This is a genomic window from Microcoleus sp. LAD1_D3 (assembly GCF_036702135.1).
In the GTDB taxonomy this organism is placed as follows: domain Bacteria; phylum Cyanobacteriota; class Cyanobacteriia; order Cyanobacteriales; family Microcoleaceae; genus Microcoleus.
In genome coordinates this window covers 1-19,434 of the sequence record NZ_JAUBSB010000081.1, presented here as the reverse complement: position 1 = coordinate 19,434, position 19,434 = coordinate 1, and the positions used below count along the sequence as shown (strand labels likewise).

Below are 19,434 nucleotides of genomic sequence, written 5' to 3'. Positions count from 1 at the left end.
GAAACTACTCTACAAAACGCATTAAATTGAGAACAGATCGTCCTACTTAATATTTTGTTACATACTTAGGCATTTTCCTGCCGACTTACTTACTTTCACCTTCTGTGCTGTAGAGATATTGAGTAAACCGAATCCATGTTACTCGACCGTCTGCCAAAGGAAATGTAATTTCTAGATTTTGACACCGAGACTCCCCTGAATCTATCGGTTGCAAAAAAATTGCTGCAGATAAATCCCTTGGACATCTGCTAAATTGCTGGCATCAAACAAGCGCAAAAAAGCTTGATTGCTTTCCAAAAGCTGCCCCTGGGAACTCGCTCGAAAAACTCCGACATTTAAGCGTTCTAGCAGAGAATTAAGTTGATTTTCTAGTCGGGCGACTTCCAGGCGGCAACTCGATGGAGCACTGCGCGAACAGCAACGCAAAGGCGGACGTAGTGCTTAGGCGACTTGATAATGTAATCGTCCAATCCGGATTTCATCGCCTCTACAGCAATTTCTTCATTGCTAGTATTCGTAAACATTACAATCGGACACTGTGGATAACGCGCTTTGAGAGTTTTAAGCACATCTAAACCGTTCGTCCAGCGCAGTTGGTAGTCGGTAATCACCAGAGGGAATTGACCTCGATTCAGTGCTTCCACGAACAATCTATTATCGGAAATTTCTGTTACTTGCAATGGCGAAAATTGCCGCTCTAATTCGCGTTTAACGAGCAGCCGATCAGTGGGGTTGTCGTCAATTACTAGAATGTGTACCACTTTAAAAATTTATAATTTTGCTGTTAGTTAGAGTGCCGAAAATCACTCCGACTAAAAATGTTGGAGGTTGCCTCTTTAAGATGATTGAGGACGCGATGCCTCACTACAAAATTAATTTCCTCGTTATCAAAAAGATCCAGGTAACGAGGAAACAAGCAATAAAAATCGGGAAAACGCCACTACCAGAAAGAGCTTGGTAACGAGGAAACAAGCAATAAAAATCGATAAACACCCACTAAAAACCCGAAAATTATAGAGTTTCCGGCAGTTCGGTATAGTTGAGCCAATACTCGCTAAAACTCTGCATCATTTCCAATAAAGAAGCAAACCCGACTGGTTTAACCAAATAAGAATTTACCCCTAAATCGTAAGCTCGTTTGACATCAAGTCTTTGGCTAGAAGAAGTAAGCATAACCACTGGCAAGCGTTTTAGTTGCGGCTGCTGCCTCAGCCAAACCAGAACCTCATGACCGGATCGCCTGGGCAATTTCAAATCTAGTAAAATTATCGCAGGTAAAGGATAACGATCGCGATCGCTGTATTCTCCGTCCCCATTTAAATAAAAAACCGCTGCATCTCCATCTCGCACAATTTGCAGCGAAGTATTAGCAAAAGTCTCATTCCGAAATGCCCGCTGCATCAATAGAATATCAACGGGGTTATCTTCCACCAGCAAAATCGTCTGCGTTTGGGTCATGCTTCCTCAGTTGTATCCAAAATCGACTGCCTTGTCCTAATTGAGATTCCACTCCAACTTGACCGCCCATGCGATCAACTCCTTTTTTTACAATAGCTAATCCTATACCAGTTCCGGGGTAAGATTCGATACCGTGCAGCCGTTCAAAAACCCGAAAAATGCGTTTTTGATGTTCTGCAGCAATACCGATGCCGTTGTCTTCTACCCAAAGACGGATGAGGCCGACTGGCAATAGAGGGTTGACCATAAGTAACTGGGAATGTTCCCACTGTCCCACAGTTTGCCTTTCCAATTCTCCCGCTATATCCCTGTCTGTCTCTCCCTCTTGAGGCAGCTCAAGTTCCTCGGCCCATATCTGCACTTGGGGTGGTGCGCCTTCCACAAATTTTATAGCATTGGTGAGCAGATTGGCGATTACTTGAACTAAAGTAACGCGGTGGGCAATTACCGCAGGCAAGGGCGATCGAACACTGATTTGAGCGTGCCTGGATTTAGCGTCAGCTTGTACCATAGCAATTGCCTCGGCTACAGCAGATTCTAAGTCTAAAACTTGCAGGGATAAATCTGTGCGGCTCAGGCGGCTGTAAGCTAGCAAATCTTGGATCAACTCTTCTAATTGTTGCCCAGAATTAACAATTTGCTGGGCGTATTCTTGACCAAGTTCGTCGAGGATGTCCCGGTAATCTTCTAATAAAGCTTCAGCCAATCCCTGCATTCCCCGCAGGGGAGCACGCAAATCGTGGGCAACGGTATAGGCGAAAGATTCTAATTCTTCGTTAGCTGCTTGAAGTTGATTGGTGCGGAGTTCGACTCGCCGTTCTAAGGTAGCATTGAGCATCCGAATTTCTGCTTCTGCTTGTTTGCGCGCAGTTATGTCAATGGCGGTACTAATTACTAAACTTCGGCCGTCGGAAAGCTGATCTAAAGGTGCGGAATAAAACTCCCAAATTCGACTTTCGCCGCTGGCTGTGGCAATCATATATTCGCCTTCAGAAATGCGCGCGTTTAATTGGTGGAGCCGATCGAGATCTGCTTGCACTAGCGATTGGCGACTGTGGTAAGCTTTTTCTGTCCAATCTTCAATTGTAGGAATTTCTGAGTATTCGTAGCCTGAGAGTTCTGTCCAAGCGCAGTTAATTTGCAAAACTTCTCCGTTTTCAGCGTGCAGCATAATTGGCAGCGGTGCGTTGAGAATGGCGCGACGGAAACGTTCTTCGCTTAATTGTAGGGAGTGGCGATCGTGTTCTAGCTGTTCTAACAGTTGATTTAGCTTAATTTCGGCCTTGTCGCGCAAAGTTCGATCGCGCTTGACCAAATAATAAACCAACACCATCAACAGGAAATTTACTAAAGAAGCAACCGTAAAAGTCAGGATGGTCAAATTAGCGCTGTTTTTAGATTCTCGGGCGCGCTGCTGCAATAGCTGAGTTTCTTCAGCAGTCATGGCGGCTATCTGCTGCCGAATGCCACCCATGATTGGCTTTCCCCTACCGGTTTTTACTTGCCGCACGGCTGCTGCTAAGTTTTGTTGGCGTCGCAGATTGATGGTTCCTTCAAGTTCGGCTAATTTAGAGTCGATCGCAATTTTCAAATCGCGAAGGCGCTGTTGCTGCCGCTTATTGTCCGCCGTTAGCTGCTGCAATCCGACTACTTGTTCGTTAACCCGGGCGATCGCGCTGTGATAGGGTTCTAAATACCGTTCTTCTCCGGTCAGCAAATAACCGCGCTGTCCGGTTTCAGCATCTTTTAAGGTGGAAAGCGTGGCTTCGAGTTCGGTTAAAACTTGCTGAGTGTGGCTCACCCAGTGTTCGTTTTCGATTAACTTGAGAGTGTTGTGGTAGGAAGTTGCCGCATTGAAAATTAGCAGGGCCACGACCATTCCGATACCTGCGGTGATTTGGGGAGTCAGCGATTGTTTCATGAAATAGTCGGCGTGCGAGTCCTGCTTTTTTTTATTTTAGCTGGATACGGACTACTCGAATTTTTGGCGCGGGCCTATAGAGCGACTAAAGACTATAAATTTAAGGCTCAAATCTGCGATCAATCTTGTTCCTATTTTAGTCTAGATATTCCTGGCATCCCCCTTAAGTCGGAGATGCCAGAAATAGCTCTCTTACCTCTCGTGATTCAGGCAGGCCCCACACAATCTAGGATGGTTAACAAAGCTTTATTCACCATGTTTTGTTGCATCGATTATGCTGCTTTCACAGTTTCACATCGTGGCGCAAAGAAAAGAGTTTTTACCTATTGACTTAAGTTGACTTTTGGGGTATATTTTAAATAATGCAAGTGGTGATATAAATTTTAATTTAGGCAATATTCCCATTATTAAATGATACCTCGTCAAGCGACCAGTGTCAAGCTTTTTCCCCCAAAAAAAAGGCGAATTTTTCATGATTTCTGAAAAAAATAATTTTTGGGACGTAGGGGAGAAATTGCTAGGGAAACTAACCGCAGATAAACGCAGGTTAACGCGGGTAATTTTCAGCATCAAGAGGGAATGAAGAGCAATTGGAGTTGATAGTCTGTTGAAGACTTGGACGATCGCACTGCACTGAGAAAATGATGATTCCGAGTGCAGTGCCGAAACAATATAATAATTACACAACAGCAGTCGCTTTCATTGCCAAAATGCGATCAATCGCATCTTCAACAACCTTATCAGGCGTAGAAGCACCCGAAGTCACGCCGACTACAATTTTACCATCCGGTAACCAACCTTCAGTTACGACCAAATCGGCCCCCAAAGGCTTGTGTTCGATCCGATTTCCCGGTAAAATGCGCTCCGCACAATCAATGTGATAAGAAGGAACAGTTTTGTCGATCGCGATTTCCTGCAAATGCGTAGTATTAGAAGAATTAAAACCCCCAATCACCAGCATCAAATCTAACTTTTCCTCAACCAAACTTAACATAGCGTCTTGCCGTTCCTGAGTCGCATCGCAGATAGTATTAAAACTCTGAAAATGCTCGTTCAAATTCTCCGGTCCGAACTTTCGCATCATCGTTTTTTCAAACAATTTACCAATATTCTCTGTCTCAGTTTTGAGCATAGTAGTTTGGTTAGCAATACCAACGCTTTCCAAATCCACATCTGGGTCAAAACCAGCAGAATAAGCCTTGCTAAATTTAGCAAGAAACTCATCGCGGTCGCCCCCCTGCAAGATATAATTGCTGACATATTCAGCTTCTTGCCAATTCAGCACAATCAAATACTTATCAGCAAAAGAACTCGTAGCAACAGTTTCCTCATGCTTGTACTGACCGTGAATAATGGAAGTATAATTCCTCTTCTTGTGCTTCTCAACAGTATTCCAAACCTTAGAAACCCAAGGACAAGTAGTATCAACAATCTTGCAGCCCTTATCATTAAGCAACTGCATTTCTTGGACGCTCGCCCCAAAAGCCGGTAAAATTACCACATCGCCACTATCGACAACCGAAAAATTTTTCTGCCCATTTTCAACAGCAATAAAACCAACTTCCATATCCCGCAAATGCTGATTGACCGACGGATTATGAATAATCTCATTAGTAATCCAAATCCGTTCCGAGGGGAAATGCTGGCGAGTCTCGTAAGCAATAGCTACAGCGCGTTCCACCCCCCAGCAAAAGCCAAAAGCCTCAGCCAGCCGGATCGTGACTGCGCCGCGTTCCAGCCTGTAATTATTGTCGCGAATTTGCTGGATCAGACTGCTTTGATAAGCTGTCTGCATCACGCCAGCTACCTCAGCTTCGTGTCCGAAACCCTTGCGGTGGTAGTTTTCAGACTGTTGGAGCGATCGTTTAAAAGCTTTAGTATCCATGCGGTATCGAGTTGAAATCTAGGTTAATTACCTTTGATTTTAGAATGCCTGGGGTGCGATCGCGATTATTGGCTCAGTAGCGAAGAGGGGATATGCTATTTATACGATCGACACATTGAATTGAGAGGAAAGAAAGAATGAACCGCGAAGACGCGAAAAACGCGAAGGAAGAAGAAAGAAGAATGAGACAATTGGGCGAACAGGTGGAACAGCACCTTTATACCTCTTCCTTCGCGCTCTTAGCGTCTTCGCGGTTCGTTAAAAAAAACTTAAAAAAATTGCAGAGACCCAGATAGCTGAGTCTCTACACGATCGAACTCCCACAGAAAATCAGCTTCAAACCTTCTTCGGCGCAAAAGGAGAACCCGATTCAAACGAAGTGAAACCGCCAGCAAAATCCTCACCGTAAGCTTCTTCCCCATGCAGGTCAATATCCAAACCTTTGTCTTCAGCAGATGAGGATACTCGCAGTTCCATAAACTGTTCCAAAATTTTCAGGATCACAAAAGTGCCGACAGCCGCAAACACGTAAGTAGCTAGAACGCCTACAAACTGGGTGACGATTAGCCCCGGATTCCCGGCAAACAGCCCGTCATTTCCGGCAGCGTTAACCGCTTTAGTCGCAAACAGGCCAGTCAGAATCGCGCCCACAGTCCCGCCGACGCCGTGAATCGGGAAGGTATCCAAAGAGTCGTCAAATCCCAGCTTAGCCCGCCAACTAACCGCAAAGAAGCAGCAAACCGAAGTGATCGATCCGATCAAAAGCGCTCCCACTGGAAGCACGAATCCAGCCGCAGGTGTGATTCCCACCAATCCCGCTAGGAAACCGCTGGCAATTCCCACTGCTGTCGGTTTGCCTCTGAGCACCCATTCCACAATTGTCCAAGTTAAACCCCCGGCTGCTGCAGAAATCATGGTGGTGACAAAAGCCACTGTTGCTAAAGAACCAGATCCCAAAGCGCTACCGCCGTTGAAGCCAAACCAGCCGAACCACAGCATCCCAATTCCAAGCAAGACGTAGGGTACGTTGTGAGGGGTGTGGGGCTTCTTCAAGTGGTCTTTGCGGGGCCCGATCATCCAAGCTGCGACAACGGCAGAAACACCGGAACTGATGTGCACGACTGTGCCGCCGGCAAAGTCCAGAGTTCCGATCGCCCCCAGCCAGCCTCTACCCCAAACCCAGTGGGCTAAAGGAGAGTAGATGAAGGTAGACCACAGCAGCACGAACCAGAAATAGGTTTTAAATGTTACCCGTTCGACGATCGCCCCGGAAATCAAGGCTGGAGTGATGATGGCGAACATCATCTGGTAAACCATGAAGACTTGGTGGGGTATTGTCGGTGCATAGCCGATCGGATCTGGTGTGTCCGCCGTCACTTTGTTCAAGAACATCCAGTCGAAGCCACCGATGAAGCTTTCGATCCCTTTACCAAAGCCTTCGGACGCTGGAGTAGAAACGTCAAAGGCTAAACTGTAGCCCCACAACGTCCAGGTGACGCCAATCACTCCCATCATGACTAAGCTCATCATCATGGTGTTGAGAACGTTGCGCGATCGCACCAGTCCCCCGTAGAAAAACGCCAACCCCGGTGTCATCAGTAATACCAGTGCTGAGGATATCAACATCCAGGCGGTATCGCCGCTGTTGATCGGATTCGGCGCCACCGCCGCAGCGGCACCAGCATCTTGAGCTAAGGCATTGTCGGTCAGCGGCACGCTTAACAGCCACAGCGCAATGATGCCGATCGTTAAACTTTTTTTGATCACGTTAGTTGTACCTTTTCATACTCAGCAATTTTCAGGGAAGACCGAGCCGATTTTAGATGTGAGGATTTTAGATGCAATAGTTATTTGGTTTTAAGTCCCTGTTGTAGCGGAACAAATCTTCAATAGATAATTCCCCAATCTTCAACCCCCCGACTCCGTATAGCCGGACTCATCTATATTCGTCAACTATCAATCTAATGGTCTATGCCTTTTGGATTGCACCATTTGTATAAACAGTTATTCTGTATCACACTATACAAAATAGCTAAGTATCATATTTCTTAATCTATCAGTCGATACTTGACATAGCCAGTGATAGCAGAGTAATCGGAGAGGGGGAGTTGAGGAGAAGGTAAGAGTTTTGAGTTGGGGAGAGTGGGAGGAGGAGAGGGGGAGAGGTGGGGAGAATGTTACTTTATCCTTGATCTTTCTAACTAATGACTAATAACTCATGACTCATTTTTCAACTGCATCTGATCGAACAGTTGCAGGGCCGATCGCCAAACCAGATAACCTTGATCGTTAAGGTGCAAGCCGTCTGTGCTGAGTTCGGTTGGCAAATTGCCGTCAGCATCCGCAAACAGCGGGTACAAATCCAGATACAAAACATTTTCCGAACTAGCAATTTCTTTCAGCCGTCGATTTATTGCCCTAATCCGACTGTTAGGAATCGCCAACAGCCGATCGCGATTTTCCCAAGTAGCTTGTTCCCCACTGTGGGGCAAAATCGACTGCACAACAACTTGTGCTTTGGGGTGAGCCCACCGCAAATCGCGAATAATCTGTCGCTGGTTGTCCAAAATCCCTTCGTCGCTGGTCCCCCGCAACAAATCGTTAATCCCAATCATCACAAACACCGTATCCGGGGCAGTTCTATCGAACAACTGCAACCGCTTCAGCAAACCCAGGGAAGTCTCCCCCGAAATCCCTTGATTCAGCCAAATTCTATCAACTGGTAACAGCTTGGTCGGAAACCACATACTTAGAGAATCCCCAGCCAAAACACTCAGTCTTGAGGGTCGATTCGCCGCCGCCGCCTCAGCTTCGCGACCCAACTGCGTCACCCACTGCTGGTAAGTCCATTTATGTCGTGGCCCGGGAACGGGCACGTCTAGCACTGCCTTTGCAGAGATCGCCGATTGGCCAATTTGTTCCTGGGCCGCTTCTGCCGTCACCGCATCATTCGCCTGGAAGCTTTCTGTCAAGTTGTGTCCCCGCAGCAGTAGTTGAGCGACTGTAACTATCAGTACCCCGTTCGTCACCAAAGATAGCAAAGCCCAAACCGGAACAGCTTTCGATCGGCTAACTTCCATCCCTAAGAGGGATTTATGAGTTCTACTTCTGCTACCTCCTCCAAACTTCTCCATAAACTCAAGCTATTTGCAGGCCTCACACCGAATAATTTGCACTGATTGCTGCATCAAATTTTACCACTCAATTAAAGCCTCAATTCTTGTAAGAATCAAGCACTGTGCTGTGTTGGGCGCGACGGCGATGCAGAACTTTGCTTTTTCGCACTACTTTACCATAAAAAATCTGCCTACCAAACTTTCTGGCACCGCAATCGGATTTGTCCAACCACCAGACCCGGACAAAAATATATCTAAAACTTACCGAAATTACCCATTTCTGATGCTAAAATCCAAAAATGAAAAAATTAACTATAACTGAAGCAGCCAAACTTAAAGGTGTGAGCGCTTCCACCTTGCGAAGATGGGAAGCCGAAGGCAAGCTAATACCGGAACGCACCGCTAATGGTCACAGACGCTATGACCTAGCTCATCTTCTCGGCTTAAAACCCAACGGCGCTTTAACCATTGCTTACGCTCGGGTTAGCAGTCACAACCAAAAAGATGATTTAGACAGACAAAAACAAGTTTTGGAATTGTTTTGTGCATCTCACGGCTGGCAATTCCAAATCATTGATGATGTGGGTTCTGGGGTTAATTACAGTAAGCGGGGTTTACAACATCTAATTCGGGCGATCGCAGACAATCAAGTAGAAAGATTGGTATTAACTCACAAAGACAGACTTTTGAGATTTGGTTCTGAACTAATTTTTAATTTGTGCGAACACTTTGGGACAGAGGTAGTGATTATAAATCAAACCGAAAATACTAGCTGTGACGAGGATTTAGCTAAAGATATACTAGAAATAATCACTGTTGTCTCCGCCCGCGTTGATGGCAGCAAGAATCCCAAGAACAAGGGCGTCGTTGAAGAACTTAAAGCAATTGCCGGTAAACTCTAATCAATACACCAGCTTACAAAGCTCGTCAGTTACAGATTCTCAATTCCCAATTACCAATTACCGGCGCACATCTCATGCAATCGGAAACTACTATATGTAAGGCGTTGCATAATAGCGGGATGATTTTGATTTTTTTGTCGGATGGACTCTCGTAGCCCGAAGGCGTGTATTTTCACAGCAGGCGGGACACCCCACCATAATCATCCTCAAATTGTGCCACGCCATATGTCAGCCATTAAAGGTCAACTAAAAATAAAATTATGCCCGCGTTCGCATCGAAGATTGAAACGCGAGCACAACGATAGACAGCCATAAGTTGGGGGCTATTTCAGATTGTGGTTTTTCTGAATAAAGGCGTGAATTAGCTGATAAATAGCTAATCTAGACCACGAAAGCTGAATTAATTGATTTCTTCGCACGCTCTACAGTTTGGTAGTCTTGCCCCCAGAACCCCCACCATAACCGCCGTAGCTGCTCTCACTTCTGTTGTCCAAGCTCGTTTCCTTCACAAACCCGGTATAAGCTTCCATCCCGTGTTCGCCGATATCCAAACCTTCAGCCTCCTCTAAAGCAGAAACGCGGATACCCAGCAAAGCTTTGAGTGCCAGCCAAAAAATCGTACTCAGCAGCACGGTCATCCCGCCTACAGAAATAATGCCGACCAACTGCGCCCAGAGTTGACCGAAACCTCCGCCCACAAGCAATCCGGCTTCGGGGCCTGCGGTATAAAGTCCAGTTGTAGGCCCGTCAGCAAACAGCCCAACTGCCAGAGTTCCCCAGATGCCACAGACTAAGTGAACTGAAGTTGCTCCTACAGGGTCGTCAATTTTCAAGTTGTCGAAGAAAGTTACGGCGAAAACTACCAGGATACCGGCGATCGTGCCGATAATGGCAGAGTTGGGCACGTTGATCCAAGCACAGCTCGCTGTTACCCCGACTAAGCCGGCGAGGATGCCGTTGATAATCATCGAAAGGTCAGGTTTACCCAGGTACAGCCAAGCAGTAATGGTTGCAGCAATTCCCCCGAAAGCACCCGCAGTGTTGGTGGTGAGCGCAATATGGGCGATCGCATTTGGATCGACTGCCATTGTCGAACCGGGATTAAACCCGAACCAACCGAACCACAAAATCAAACAACCCAGGGTGGCAATGCTCATATTGTGTCCCGGCATCGCCACAGTATCGCCGTCGCGGTACTTGCCGAGCCGCGGCCCCAAAAATGCCGCTCCCATCAAAGCCGCCCAACCGCCTACCGAGTGAACCACTGTCGAACCGGCAAAATCCCAGAAGCCGGCTTTTGCCAGCCAGCCTCCCCCCCATATCCAGTGTCCGGTAATCGGGTAAGCAATGCCTACTAGCAGCAAGCTGAAAATTAAGAATTCAAGGAATTTAATTCGCTCTGCAACGGCTCCAGAAACGATCGTCGCAGCAGTTCCCGCAAAAACTAATTGGAAAAAGAATTTAGCGTTGAGGGGGACTCCCGTCCAGTTTAATGCGCTGAAAATGCCTTGATAAGCGTCTCCTGTGGCGGGGCTGTTGTCAGCTACGTTCCACAGGAAAAATCCGCCACTGCTGCCGATAAAACCGTTGCCGTCGCTGAACATTAAGGCAAACCCGATGGCCCAAAATGCGATCGTAGAAAGCGCAAAAACAATCAAGTTTTTGGACAGCACGTTGACGGCATTTTTTTGGCGGCAAAACCCGGTTTCCAACATACCGAAACCGGCGTTCATAAAGAACACTATCATCGCCGCCACCATGACCCACATGGTATCCATGCCCACCTTAAGGCTGGCTAATTGTTCCTCGGTGGTTGGCGCGGGAGCTGTTTGGGCTACCGCCGCATATCCCCACACCAAGACGATGATTGCAGCTAAAGGTATGCAGGCTTGCCAACTTGGGCTGAGGCGGGCGATCGCCCGTGGTAACTTCTTCAACCTGTTAACTTTCGTAAAAAATTTAGCTGCTGGCAAATTTAAAGCATCCCGCCTGAGTTGTTTCGACTTTTTCTTTCCGACAGTCATTTTAATCACTTTTACCCTCTTTACGGCTAGTAAGCTCAGCAATATTCGGAAAACTTTCCAATCTTACTACAAAAGTTTATGGATTATTTGTTGAGATTGAGATAGTTATGATAGCCTAGCTCTTCTAGTTGATTTTGTTTTTTCAGTACAGATTCGGACAAATTTTTGCGGTAATGCAAAACTCGCTCTAGCAATTCTGGCTGATGAGCTGCCAGTATCTGAACTGCCAGCAAGCCAGCATTCTTAGCGTTGCCGATCCCCACTGTTGCTACGGGTATCCCGGCTGGCATTTGCACGATCGAGTACAGCGAATCTAGGCCTTGCAGGTGGCGGCTCGGTACCGGCACCCCAATTACTGGCAAGGGCGTTAAAGATGCTACCATACCCGGAAGGTGGGCTGCTCCCCCGGCACCTGCGATAATGACTTTCAAGCCTCTTTGGTGTGCGGTTTCGGCGTATTCCACCATGCGATCAGGGGTGCGGTGCGCCGAGATGATCGCCACGGAGCAAGCAACACTGAATTCTTCGCAAACCGCGATCGCATCTTTCATGGTTGGCAAATCCGAATCGCTACCCATGATAATTCCAACTGTCGCTTGATTCATAAAATTTTCAGATTTGAGATTTCAGATAAATGCTAATTTTAAATGATTGCGTTAACTCAAATTTAGATATTTTGTACCAAAACAGACCCTTAAAAGCAATTTGGGCACAATCCCCCGTCTGAGAAGCCCTGGAGCCAGCAAAAAGCAAAAAGCTCCCCCTCCTCATCGCCAGCCACCGGATTTATCCGTAGCGAATATTAATTCTAAAATCTAAAATCTAAAATCTAAAATCGGATGACTGAAGCCACAACCCCAACTGCCGCCCGCACAGATATTCTCAATGTTCGCCTCCCCGGTTGCAAGGATTTGCAGATGCTTGCTGTTAACAAAACGGGTATTATTCAAGAAGTTTGCCCGATGGACGCCGTATTTAAACGGATTTGTCCTCCCGATTTGCAAGTGCTTGATGTAGCAGGCGATTGGCTTTCTCTGGGCGGTGTTGACTTGCAGATTAACGGAGCCCTCGGTTTTGCTTTTCCCGATTTAGAAAGCAAACATATTGAAATTTTGCCGAAAATTTGTCAATTTTTGTGGAATCAGGGAGTCGATGCTTTTGTGCCGACTTTGGTGACAACTTCACTGTATAAGTTTAGGCGATCGCTCTCGACTATTGCTGATTATATCCGCACTGTACAAACCGCTGCTCCGGCAATCAATAAAACCAAAACAGCCGAAATTCTTGGTGTTCACCTCGAAGGCCCTTTTCTCAACCCCCAAAAGCGAGGTGCTCACCCAGTTGAGTTTTTATTACCGCTAACTATAGAAAATGTCAAGCAAGTTTTAGGAGATTGTGCAGATATTGTCAAAATAATTACTTTAGCGCCTGAGTTAGACAGCACTGGCGAAGTCATTTCCTATTTGCAAAGTTTGGGAATTGCGGTCAGTCTCGGACATTCCCAAGCGACGGCAGAGCAAGCCCAACAAGCATTTGAGCGGGGAGCTTCAATGGTAACTCACGCTTTTAATGCGATGCCGAGTTTGCACCACAGAGAACCGGGTTTGTTGGGAGCGGCAATTGTTTGTCCGGGCGTAAAATGTGGTTTAATTGCTGATGGGAAGCACGTTTCTCCGACAATGATTGATTTTTTGCTGCGCGCTGGTAGGTATGAAAAAGGCATTTTTTTGGTGAGCGATGCTTTGGCTCCTTTGGGTTTGCCTGACGGTGTTTATCCTTGGGATTCCCGACAAATTGAAGTCAGAAAAGGTACAGCTTGGGTAAGATTAGATTACCACTCGCCCCTGGAATCTGCTACTTTGGCGGGTACAACTCTGCCGCTGTTGGCGGGAGTGCAGAATTTGGTGGAGTGGGGGATTTGTGATGCCGAAAGTGCGATCGCCCTGGCAACAGAATCTCCGAGAAGGGCGATCGGAATTGCGGGAATTATTGGCCACTCAGCAACTCAATTGTTGCGGTGGAATTTAAATGCGGCGACAAAAGAATTGACTTGGCATCGGTTGTTTTAAGTGGTTCCATTTAGTTTCCATGCCATTAGTTTCTCGCGCAGTAGAGTTCGTAGTGAGGACGAAGAGTCCTGATGCTAAGCGCTGCTAACAGCAATTCGGTGTTCTCGGCAAGTTCGATCGTAAATAGTGTTTAATTCCACAGCCAAGCAAATATCGCCCCGTAGCCACAGCGGTAAAGCAGGAAGCGCGCAGCCCACAGCCAGTTTTTCCTGCCAAATATCGAGGCATTGGTTGCCGTCTCGCTCGATCGGTCGATAAGCTGTAGCATAGAGGTCAGCGTCCAAGGGCGAAGCGCTTCCTCCCGCCAGACGGGCTAACAATTCATTATGAAGATTTGTCTTCCTTCCCGTCACAACATCAACTATTACCAACCCAATTCCCTGGCGCAAATACGTCTCGCACTTAGAAACAAAACCACCGCGATGAGTAGAACGGTCTTTGTTGGCAGGACTTACTAATTCAATTGCACCGGCTAATACCGGGCCCGCTTCAGTGTTAAAAATACTGACTTGCACGGTTTCCGCCGCAGTTAGAAAAGGCACGCTTTGGACTGGGGGTGACATCCAATTATTTGGGAAATCTATTGGCAAACGAATTACCGTCTCTGGGTTCTCCAACTCCGGTAACGATTCCTCAAAAGCTGCTACATCAATTTCAATCCCAAACTGCACGTTGGGCTCGGCAAAGTAATTTGCGGGTAATTTGGCATTCAAATCGGATGCAATGTAAGTCGCCCAGGCGTTGTGAAAGGCGTGCCAGTGACGGCGAACCGACAGCGGCGGGCGGAAATGATCTTGTAGCACCATATTTTTTAAAGTTAGGGCTGATTAAAATTATCGCTCGAATGTGCGATCGGCTGCAACTCGATTTTTATTAAATTAGTTTCTCAATTCGGGATTGTTCGAGTTGCGATGCCTCTATCAATAAATCTAACTCAATTTAATTGGGTGGGGAGTGTCAATCGATTTTAGATTTTAGATTTTAGATTAAAGAATTGAAAATTGAAGAACTGACCCCACTGATAAATCCGGGGGGCCCGGACTAAATTACTTTCGGTTAACAATAACTGCCGCTGCGGCTTTATAATATTTAACCGTTGGCAATAACTCAGCAGCAGGCAAATCGATGAATTTGGTAGACGACAAGACTATAGTTAGACAGTATTTTAACTCGACGGGCTTCGATCGCTGGCAGCGAATTTACGGTGACGGGAAAGTCAATAAAGTTCAGCTAGACATCCGCACCGGGCACCAGAAAACGGTGGATACAGTCATCGAATGGCTGCAAGCTGACGGAAATTTGCCTGGGCTGTGTGTCTGCGATGCTGGCTGCGGTGTAGGATCTCTGAGCATTCCTCTGGCTGACGCTGGGGCAATTGTTTGCGCTAGCGATATCTCTGAAAAGATGGTAGCAGAAGCTTACGATCGATCGACAGCAGTTCCCGGCAAGCTCTACAACATCTCCTTCGCCGCCCAAGATTTGGAAGCTTTAACCGGCAAATTCCACACCGTGATTTGTTTGGATGTGCTAATCCACTATCCTCAAAATAAGGCTGCAGAAATGATCGCTCACCTAAGTTCGATCGCCGAATCGCGACTAATTCTTAGTTTTGCGCCCAAAACTTTAGCACTCACCGCCCTCAAAAAAATTGGCGAACTTTTTCCCGGCCCGAGCAAAACTACTCGCGCTTACCAGCACCGCGAAGCTGATATTATCAAAATCTTAGAAAACAATGGTTTTGTTATTAACAGAACAGCGATGACTAGCACTAGCTTTTACTATTCTCGCTTGCTGGAAGCTGTGCGGAAATAGGTTAAAAATATCTGCAAAAAAGATAATTTATCATAAACCTAGGGTGCGCCCCGCGCACCTTCCCTTACCCACGTTAGGCAAGTGCACCTCCATACTCTGCGATTGCTTCGCGGAGGCTCGCAATGACAACTAAGGCACGCACCGCACACATTCGATATCAACAATTAGATGTTTTTCCCTCTTCCTTCTTCCTTCTTCCTTCTTCCTTCTTTCTTCTTCCCAATTCAATAAATATTATGTCAACGCTAATTTTAATTCGCATTTTTATAGCAGCGGCAGCCATCTTCGGAGGTTTATCCGTTGCAGGCGGTGCTTTCGCCTCCCACGCTTTGAAAAATCAATTGAGCGATCGGGCTTTAACCATTTTTGAGACCGGTGCCCGATATCAAATGTACCATGCCCTGGCTCTATTACTCGTCGCTTTACTCTTGAGCCATGCCCAAGAGTCTGAAACCTTTTTTGCAGTGGCTGGATGGGCTTTTATTGTCGGCACAATCATCTTTTCCGGCAGTTTGTACGCCCTGAGTTTGACTGACATCAAATGGCTGGGTGCCATTACCCCTGTGGGAGGAGTGGCTTTTATTGTCGGTTGGGGATGTTTGGCAGTCGCAGCTTTTAGTTTTAAATAAACAACTGGTAAATTTTGAAGCAATTACCAATTAGCCATTACCTAATTATCAAACACATCCCTGGAAAACATCTCTGTCAAAGTACGCAAGTAAGGTAAAAATATCGTTAAATCTTCCGGAGGAAGTCGCTCGCATATTTCCCAAAACAAAATCAGCAGCATATCCTGCACCAACTCCCAACTTACATGAAGTTTCGGATACAACATCACGCAAAGTGGAAACAATTCTTGCTGTACCGGGTGAATGCTACCTTCCAAAACGCACCAGCACAAATAGCTTTGAAAAATCTCTACATCCCGGATACCAGAAATTTTTACCTCGCGATCGCTCAAATAACCGCTGCTGCTGCGGTATCCTTGATGCTGGAAACTAGCTCGAGCGTACACTGCACTGGCAATCTGAGTCGTATGCTGCAACAAATGCTGAACGGCTAATAAAGCTCTTGAATTCGCGGGCTGATTCGCCGCCGCCTCGTTAATCTCTCCGTAGGGAATGTGTAGGTAGTCGTCTATAACTTTTAAGTATGGTGCAAATTCTGCTCTCTCTGACTCCGAAAGACATCCTAACAAGATTTTGCTAATGTATTGAAACTCCACCGTCACAAATCCCAGCACTAACGGATCAGTCTCCGAGTATTTTCGCCTCACTTTGATAAGATCTTTTCCCACCAGCACTGACAAGCGGAAAACAGGTTCTCTATCGGCATAAGCATCTATTGCTTTCCAATATAAGGTGCGAGAATCGGCGGCAATTTCTAAAGAATTAATTAAGCTTGGATCTATCGCGTGCCGCTGTATTTGTTCCCCTAAAAGAGCTTCTACTCTACTCCAAGCTATCTCGCTAGCTAATTTCAGGGTATCTTTCAACTTGTCAACTATTTGGGCTCGATTTTCCTCAAAGTTAGTTAACTCTAGGCTTGGGAGAATTTGTCGCGGGGCTTGGTTTTCTCGTGCGGCAACTGTACTGTAATATTTTTTTGCCCAGCTAACGGTTAAGGAAGAAACGCTGACGCCTTTAGCCTCTGGGAATTGGTCATTGTCCCATCCGGTAATACCCTGCGATGCCAGACTATCCCCGTGTTGAATTTCGTCGGCTGCAGGTAAAGACTTTGAAGATATTTGTGAAATACCCGTCATGATCAACCTCGTTTTTTTATTAACTCGCACCCGATCAATTCCCCTACTTTTTAACGTTGTTAACTACAATTTTCTGGATTTGTACCCTGACAGTCATCCGCAATTGTGCTTAAAGCTATAAGCCATTTGGCTCGACTGCCTGCATCTTTTATAAGCTGCACGTTAATAACGTTATTGATTGTGCGATCGATCACAGTCACCCTGTGATCGCGACCCTAATTTATTTTGTTGACCTATCAAGAGAGCTGGAAATAAATTTAATTTGTCTTAAAATCTGATAATTAAATTCAAGTCTGCCTCAAAAAAACTACGGCTTGAAATACCTTATCTTTGTTTTGGAGCGCTTTGGTAGATGCCCTCGTTTCTTAAAGAAGCTAGGCTACAGCAAGATCGAGCGGTGACTGTGGTTAATTTATTTCTATAGCTGAATTAAAAATGTATTTTGAGTCTGCCGATTGTTAGGAAACCCTAACAAATTTAACGATCGGCTTTTCTAAATAAAAAATTAAATTTGAGATTAGGATGAGATTTATGTGCATTTCGTTAAGGCAATTGCCAGGGCCGTTTTTTGCGCTCAGTTTTTTAGCTTCCCCGTGAAGCGAAGCTATCCCGTAGGGAATCGCCGGCCCGGCAATTGATCGTCGTCCATTCGATCGGCAAACTACCCTTCAAAACCGGAATTAGCGACTGACTAGCCCGATCGCTCCCATATTTTGCCAACTCTGACCTTCTTCATCCAAGATACAAGCCCCCGGATTCATCCGTGGAGAAATAAAAAACCTGTATCCGAGAAACAAGCCCCCGAATTTATCCGTGGGGTCAATGCTTCAATTCTAGGACTTACGCATTGACAAAAAACATCATCTATGTACTCTAGACAAGGCCACCACTACTAAAGTTGGCTAAAATCGGCTCACTTATAACTGAAGTGAATAGATTCCTTTGGACTTCATACGAGTTACTAATTATTTTTTCAGACCGCATCAACTCTAATTTAACACTCATCTGGAAGTGAACAAAATACATGAGTCTTGATTGCACAGGTATCTCTTACCATGAACCGACAAATTCCACATACTTGCTTGATAGCTCTATGAAAGGTTTCAATTTGCCAATGAGTATTATGAATTGTGATAAATTCATCTCTTGTAATCTCAGGGATTTTTTCTCACTTTGGTCAAGAGAAAATCTAGTGTCTAGACGCCTCTTTTTTAAAGCTTTTTCTAAACAACTTTATAAATCCCAATTCTTTTAAATGAGTTATTACTCCTGACTCAGGAATTGCCAGAGTGCTTACCTGGCAATAATTATGTGGCTCATTTGATACAGTCCTTTTTTGGCTCTTCCGTGTTTAGTATGCTAAAATGTTAAAAGTTGAGGATTATTTACAGCAAATTCCATGTATATGTAATACACTACATTCAGTACATCACCAGAAAAAATGAAAGCTTATTCGATCGAGTTTCGTAAAAAAATAATTAAAGCCTATGAACAAGGTGATACATCAGTCAGGAAAGTAGCCCAACGTTTTGATGTGAGTAAAGCGTTTGTTCAAAAAATCTTAAAACAAAAACAAACGACTGGTCACGTTCAACTAAAAAAACAGGGTGGAAGCCTTAAAAGTGTGTTACACTCGTCCACAGCTCAATTGACCCAGATGGTAGAAAAATATCCGGATAGTACCTTATTAGAATATTGTGAATATTGGCTAGATAGCTACCAACAATCTGTCAGTTAAGCGTATGATGTGTCGCGAATTAATCAAACAAAATCTGACGCGAAAAAAAAGACAATACGGAGTAGTCTATCTGCCACCGACCGAGTGCAACTTTATATGTGTGAATATTGGGACAAAGTGAAAAATATCGACCCTGACAATCTCGTTTTTTTGGACGAAATGGGCGTTCTATTGGGGTTAATACGAACCCATACACGTTCAAAATGTGGTAGTAGAGTCTATGATTTAAAACCATTTTATCGGGGTGCTAAAGTCACAGTTATTGGAGCAATCAGCTTAAAAAAAGTAGTAGGATTAATGACGCTCAACGGGTCGATGGATAGTCAGGCATTTGCAGTTTTTGTGGAACAGTGCTTAGTGCCAAAATTATGGGAGGGTGCAGTCGAAGTTAATTGATAATCTACCAGCCCATAAGTTGGCGGTGATTGAACCCCTGATTCAAGCCGCTGGTGCGAGTGTTCTGAATTTATCACCCTATTCTCCTGACTTTAATCCAATCGAATTATGGTGGTCACAACTCAAAGCTTTTTTACGTAAGTTTTCGCCCACTACTACCAAGATGGTTGATATTTTACTAGCTACGGCGCTTGAGTTGGTTAATATTAAGCACTTTAAAAACTGGTTTACAAGCTGCTGCTACTGTACTTCATAAACCTGGAATCCGCTGTAAGTAAAGCAATGAAAAGATTAATGACACAATTGCTAAATTTACCAGGTGTGATAGTAGAGAATAGCTTAGAGACA

Annotated in this window: 18 protein-coding genes and 1 pseudogene; 8 read left to right on the top strand and 11 right to left on the bottom strand. The window is 45.4% G+C overall.

All coding sequences use genetic code 11. From position 1 onward, the window contains the following. Positions 1-368: 368 nt before the first annotated feature. From QUA74_RS26885 to QUA74_RS26870, 4 genes are all read right to left on the bottom strand, one after another. Positions 369-761 carry a response regulator gene (locus QUA74_RS26885; RefSeq protein WP_333335121.1) on the bottom strand — a complete coding sequence of 131 codons (393 nt, stop codon included), beginning with the start codon at positions 759-761 and terminating at the stop codon, positions 369-371. Between the two features lie 250 nt (positions 762-1,011). Next, positions 1,012-1,458 (bottom strand): response regulator, encoded by a 447-nt coding sequence (locus QUA74_RS26880; RefSeq protein ID WP_333335118.1) that lies wholly within the window; start codon positions 1,456-1,458, stop codon positions 1,012-1,014. After that, a complete protein-coding gene (locus tag QUA74_RS26875) occupies positions 1,421-3,379 on the bottom strand; it encodes a CHASE3 domain-containing protein (protein ID WP_333335115.1) in 1,959 nt (652 codons plus the stop codon). Before QUA74_RS26875 ends, QUA74_RS26880 begins: the two co-directional genes overlap by 38 nt. Before the next feature lie 679 nt (positions 3,380-4,058). Then, positions 4,059-5,264, bottom strand: a complete 1,206-nt coding sequence (locus tag QUA74_RS26870) for a 4-hydroxy-3-methylbut-2-enyl diphosphate reductase (protein ID WP_333335112.1) — start codon at positions 5,262-5,264, stop codon at positions 4,059-4,061. A 137-nt stretch (positions 5,265-5,401) separates the two neighbouring features. On the opposite strand from QUA74_RS26870, the gene QUA74_RS26865 reads away from it, so the two are divergent. Next, complete coding sequence (locus QUA74_RS26865) at positions 5,402-5,560, top strand: hypothetical protein (RefSeq protein ID WP_333335110.1); 159 nt, start codon at positions 5,402-5,404, stop codon at positions 5,558-5,560. 40 nt (positions 5,561-5,600) lie between these two features. Here the strand turns inward: QUA74_RS26865 and QUA74_RS26860 are convergent, their stop codons facing one another. Next, a complete protein-coding gene (locus QUA74_RS26860; protein WP_333335106.1) occupies positions 5,601-7,031 on the bottom strand; it encodes an ammonium transporter in 1,431 nt (476 codons plus the stop codon). A gap of 449 nt (positions 7,032-7,480) precedes the next feature. After that, on the bottom strand, positions 7,481-8,398 hold the full coding sequence (locus QUA74_RS26855; RefSeq protein WP_333335103.1) for an SGNH/GDSL hydrolase family protein: 918 nt from the start codon (positions 8,396-8,398) through the stop codon (positions 7,481-7,483). Positions 8,399-8,679: 281 nt separating this feature from the next. Here QUA74_RS26855 and QUA74_RS26850 point away from each other — a divergent pair, with 281 nt between their 5' ends. After that, complete coding sequence (locus QUA74_RS26850; RefSeq protein WP_333335100.1) at positions 8,680-9,282, top strand: IS607 family transposase; 603 nt, start codon at positions 8,680-8,682, stop codon at positions 9,280-9,282. Between the two features lie 422 nt (positions 9,283-9,704). Here the strand turns inward: QUA74_RS26850 and QUA74_RS26845 are convergent, their stop codons facing one another. Next, positions 9,705-11,306: an ammonium transporter gene (locus QUA74_RS26845; protein WP_333335122.1), complete on the bottom strand. Its 1,602-nt coding sequence runs from the start codon at positions 11,304-11,306 to the stop codon at positions 9,705-9,707. An 83-nt stretch (positions 11,307-11,389) separates the two neighbouring features. After that, on the bottom strand, positions 11,390-11,911 hold the full coding sequence (gene purE / locus QUA74_RS26840; protein WP_333335096.1) for a 5-(carboxyamino)imidazole ribonucleotide mutase: 522 nt from the start codon (positions 11,909-11,911) through the stop codon (positions 11,390-11,392). A gap of 234 nt (positions 11,912-12,145) precedes the next feature. Between purE and nagA the strand changes: the two genes are divergently transcribed. Next, a complete protein-coding gene (gene nagA, locus QUA74_RS26835) occupies positions 12,146-13,375 on the top strand; it encodes an N-acetylglucosamine-6-phosphate deacetylase (protein WP_333335092.1) in 1,230 nt (409 codons plus the stop codon). A 74-nt stretch (positions 13,376-13,449) separates the two neighbouring features. On the opposite strand, the gene QUA74_RS26830 is transcribed toward nagA, so the two are convergent. After that, on the bottom strand, positions 13,450-14,181 hold the full coding sequence (locus QUA74_RS26830) for a DUF4058 family protein (protein WP_333335089.1): 732 nt from the start codon (positions 14,179-14,181) through the stop codon (positions 13,450-13,452). A gap of 319 nt (positions 14,182-14,500) precedes the next feature. Here QUA74_RS26830 and bchM point away from each other — a divergent pair, with 319 nt between their 5' ends. Together bchM and QUA74_RS26820 are read left to right on the top strand one after the other, a co-directional pair. Further along, positions 14,501-15,187, top strand: a complete 687-nt coding sequence (bchM, locus tag QUA74_RS26825) for a magnesium protoporphyrin IX methyltransferase (protein ID WP_333335087.1) — start codon at positions 14,501-14,503, stop codon at positions 15,185-15,187. 236 nt (positions 15,188-15,423) lie between these two features. Next, positions 15,424-15,816 carry a DUF423 domain-containing protein gene (locus QUA74_RS26820; protein ID WP_333335085.1) on the top strand — a complete coding sequence of 131 codons (393 nt, stop codon included), beginning with the start codon at positions 15,424-15,426 and terminating at the stop codon, positions 15,814-15,816. A 41-nt stretch (positions 15,817-15,857) separates the two neighbouring features. Here QUA74_RS26820 and QUA74_RS26815 read toward each other — a convergent pair whose 3' ends face one another. Both QUA74_RS26815 and QUA74_RS26810 read right to left on the bottom strand, forming a co-directional pair. Further along, positions 15,858-16,952: a hypothetical protein gene (locus QUA74_RS26815; protein ID WP_333335082.1), complete on the bottom strand. Its 1,095-nt coding sequence runs from the start codon at positions 16,950-16,952 to the stop codon at positions 15,858-15,860. 873 nt (positions 16,953-17,825) lie between these two features. Continuing rightward, positions 17,826-18,291, bottom strand: a pseudogene (locus QUA74_RS26810) (IS701 family transposase); the annotation flags it as partial. A gap of 102 nt (positions 18,292-18,393) precedes the next feature. On the opposite strand from QUA74_RS26810, the gene QUA74_RS26805 reads away from it, so the two are divergent. The 3 genes from QUA74_RS26805 (at position 18,394) to QUA74_RS29970 (ending at position 19,342) form a co-directional block, all read left to right on the top strand. Then, complete coding sequence (locus QUA74_RS26805; protein WP_333335079.1) at positions 18,394-18,690, top strand: IS630 transposase-related protein; 297 nt, start codon at positions 18,394-18,396, stop codon at positions 18,688-18,690. A 117-nt stretch (positions 18,691-18,807) separates the two neighbouring features. Continuing rightward, positions 18,808-19,086, top strand: coding sequence for a transposase (locus tag QUA74_RS26800; protein ID WP_333335076.1), 279 nt, complete (start codon positions 18,808-18,810; stop codon positions 19,084-19,086). Then, complete coding sequence (locus QUA74_RS29970) at positions 19,067-19,342, top strand: transposase (protein ID WP_445302178.1); 276 nt, start codon at positions 19,067-19,069, stop codon at positions 19,340-19,342. The genes QUA74_RS26800 and QUA74_RS29970 overlap by 20 nt, the downstream gene beginning before the upstream one ends. The last annotated feature ends 92 nt before the right edge of the window (positions 19,343-19,434 follow it).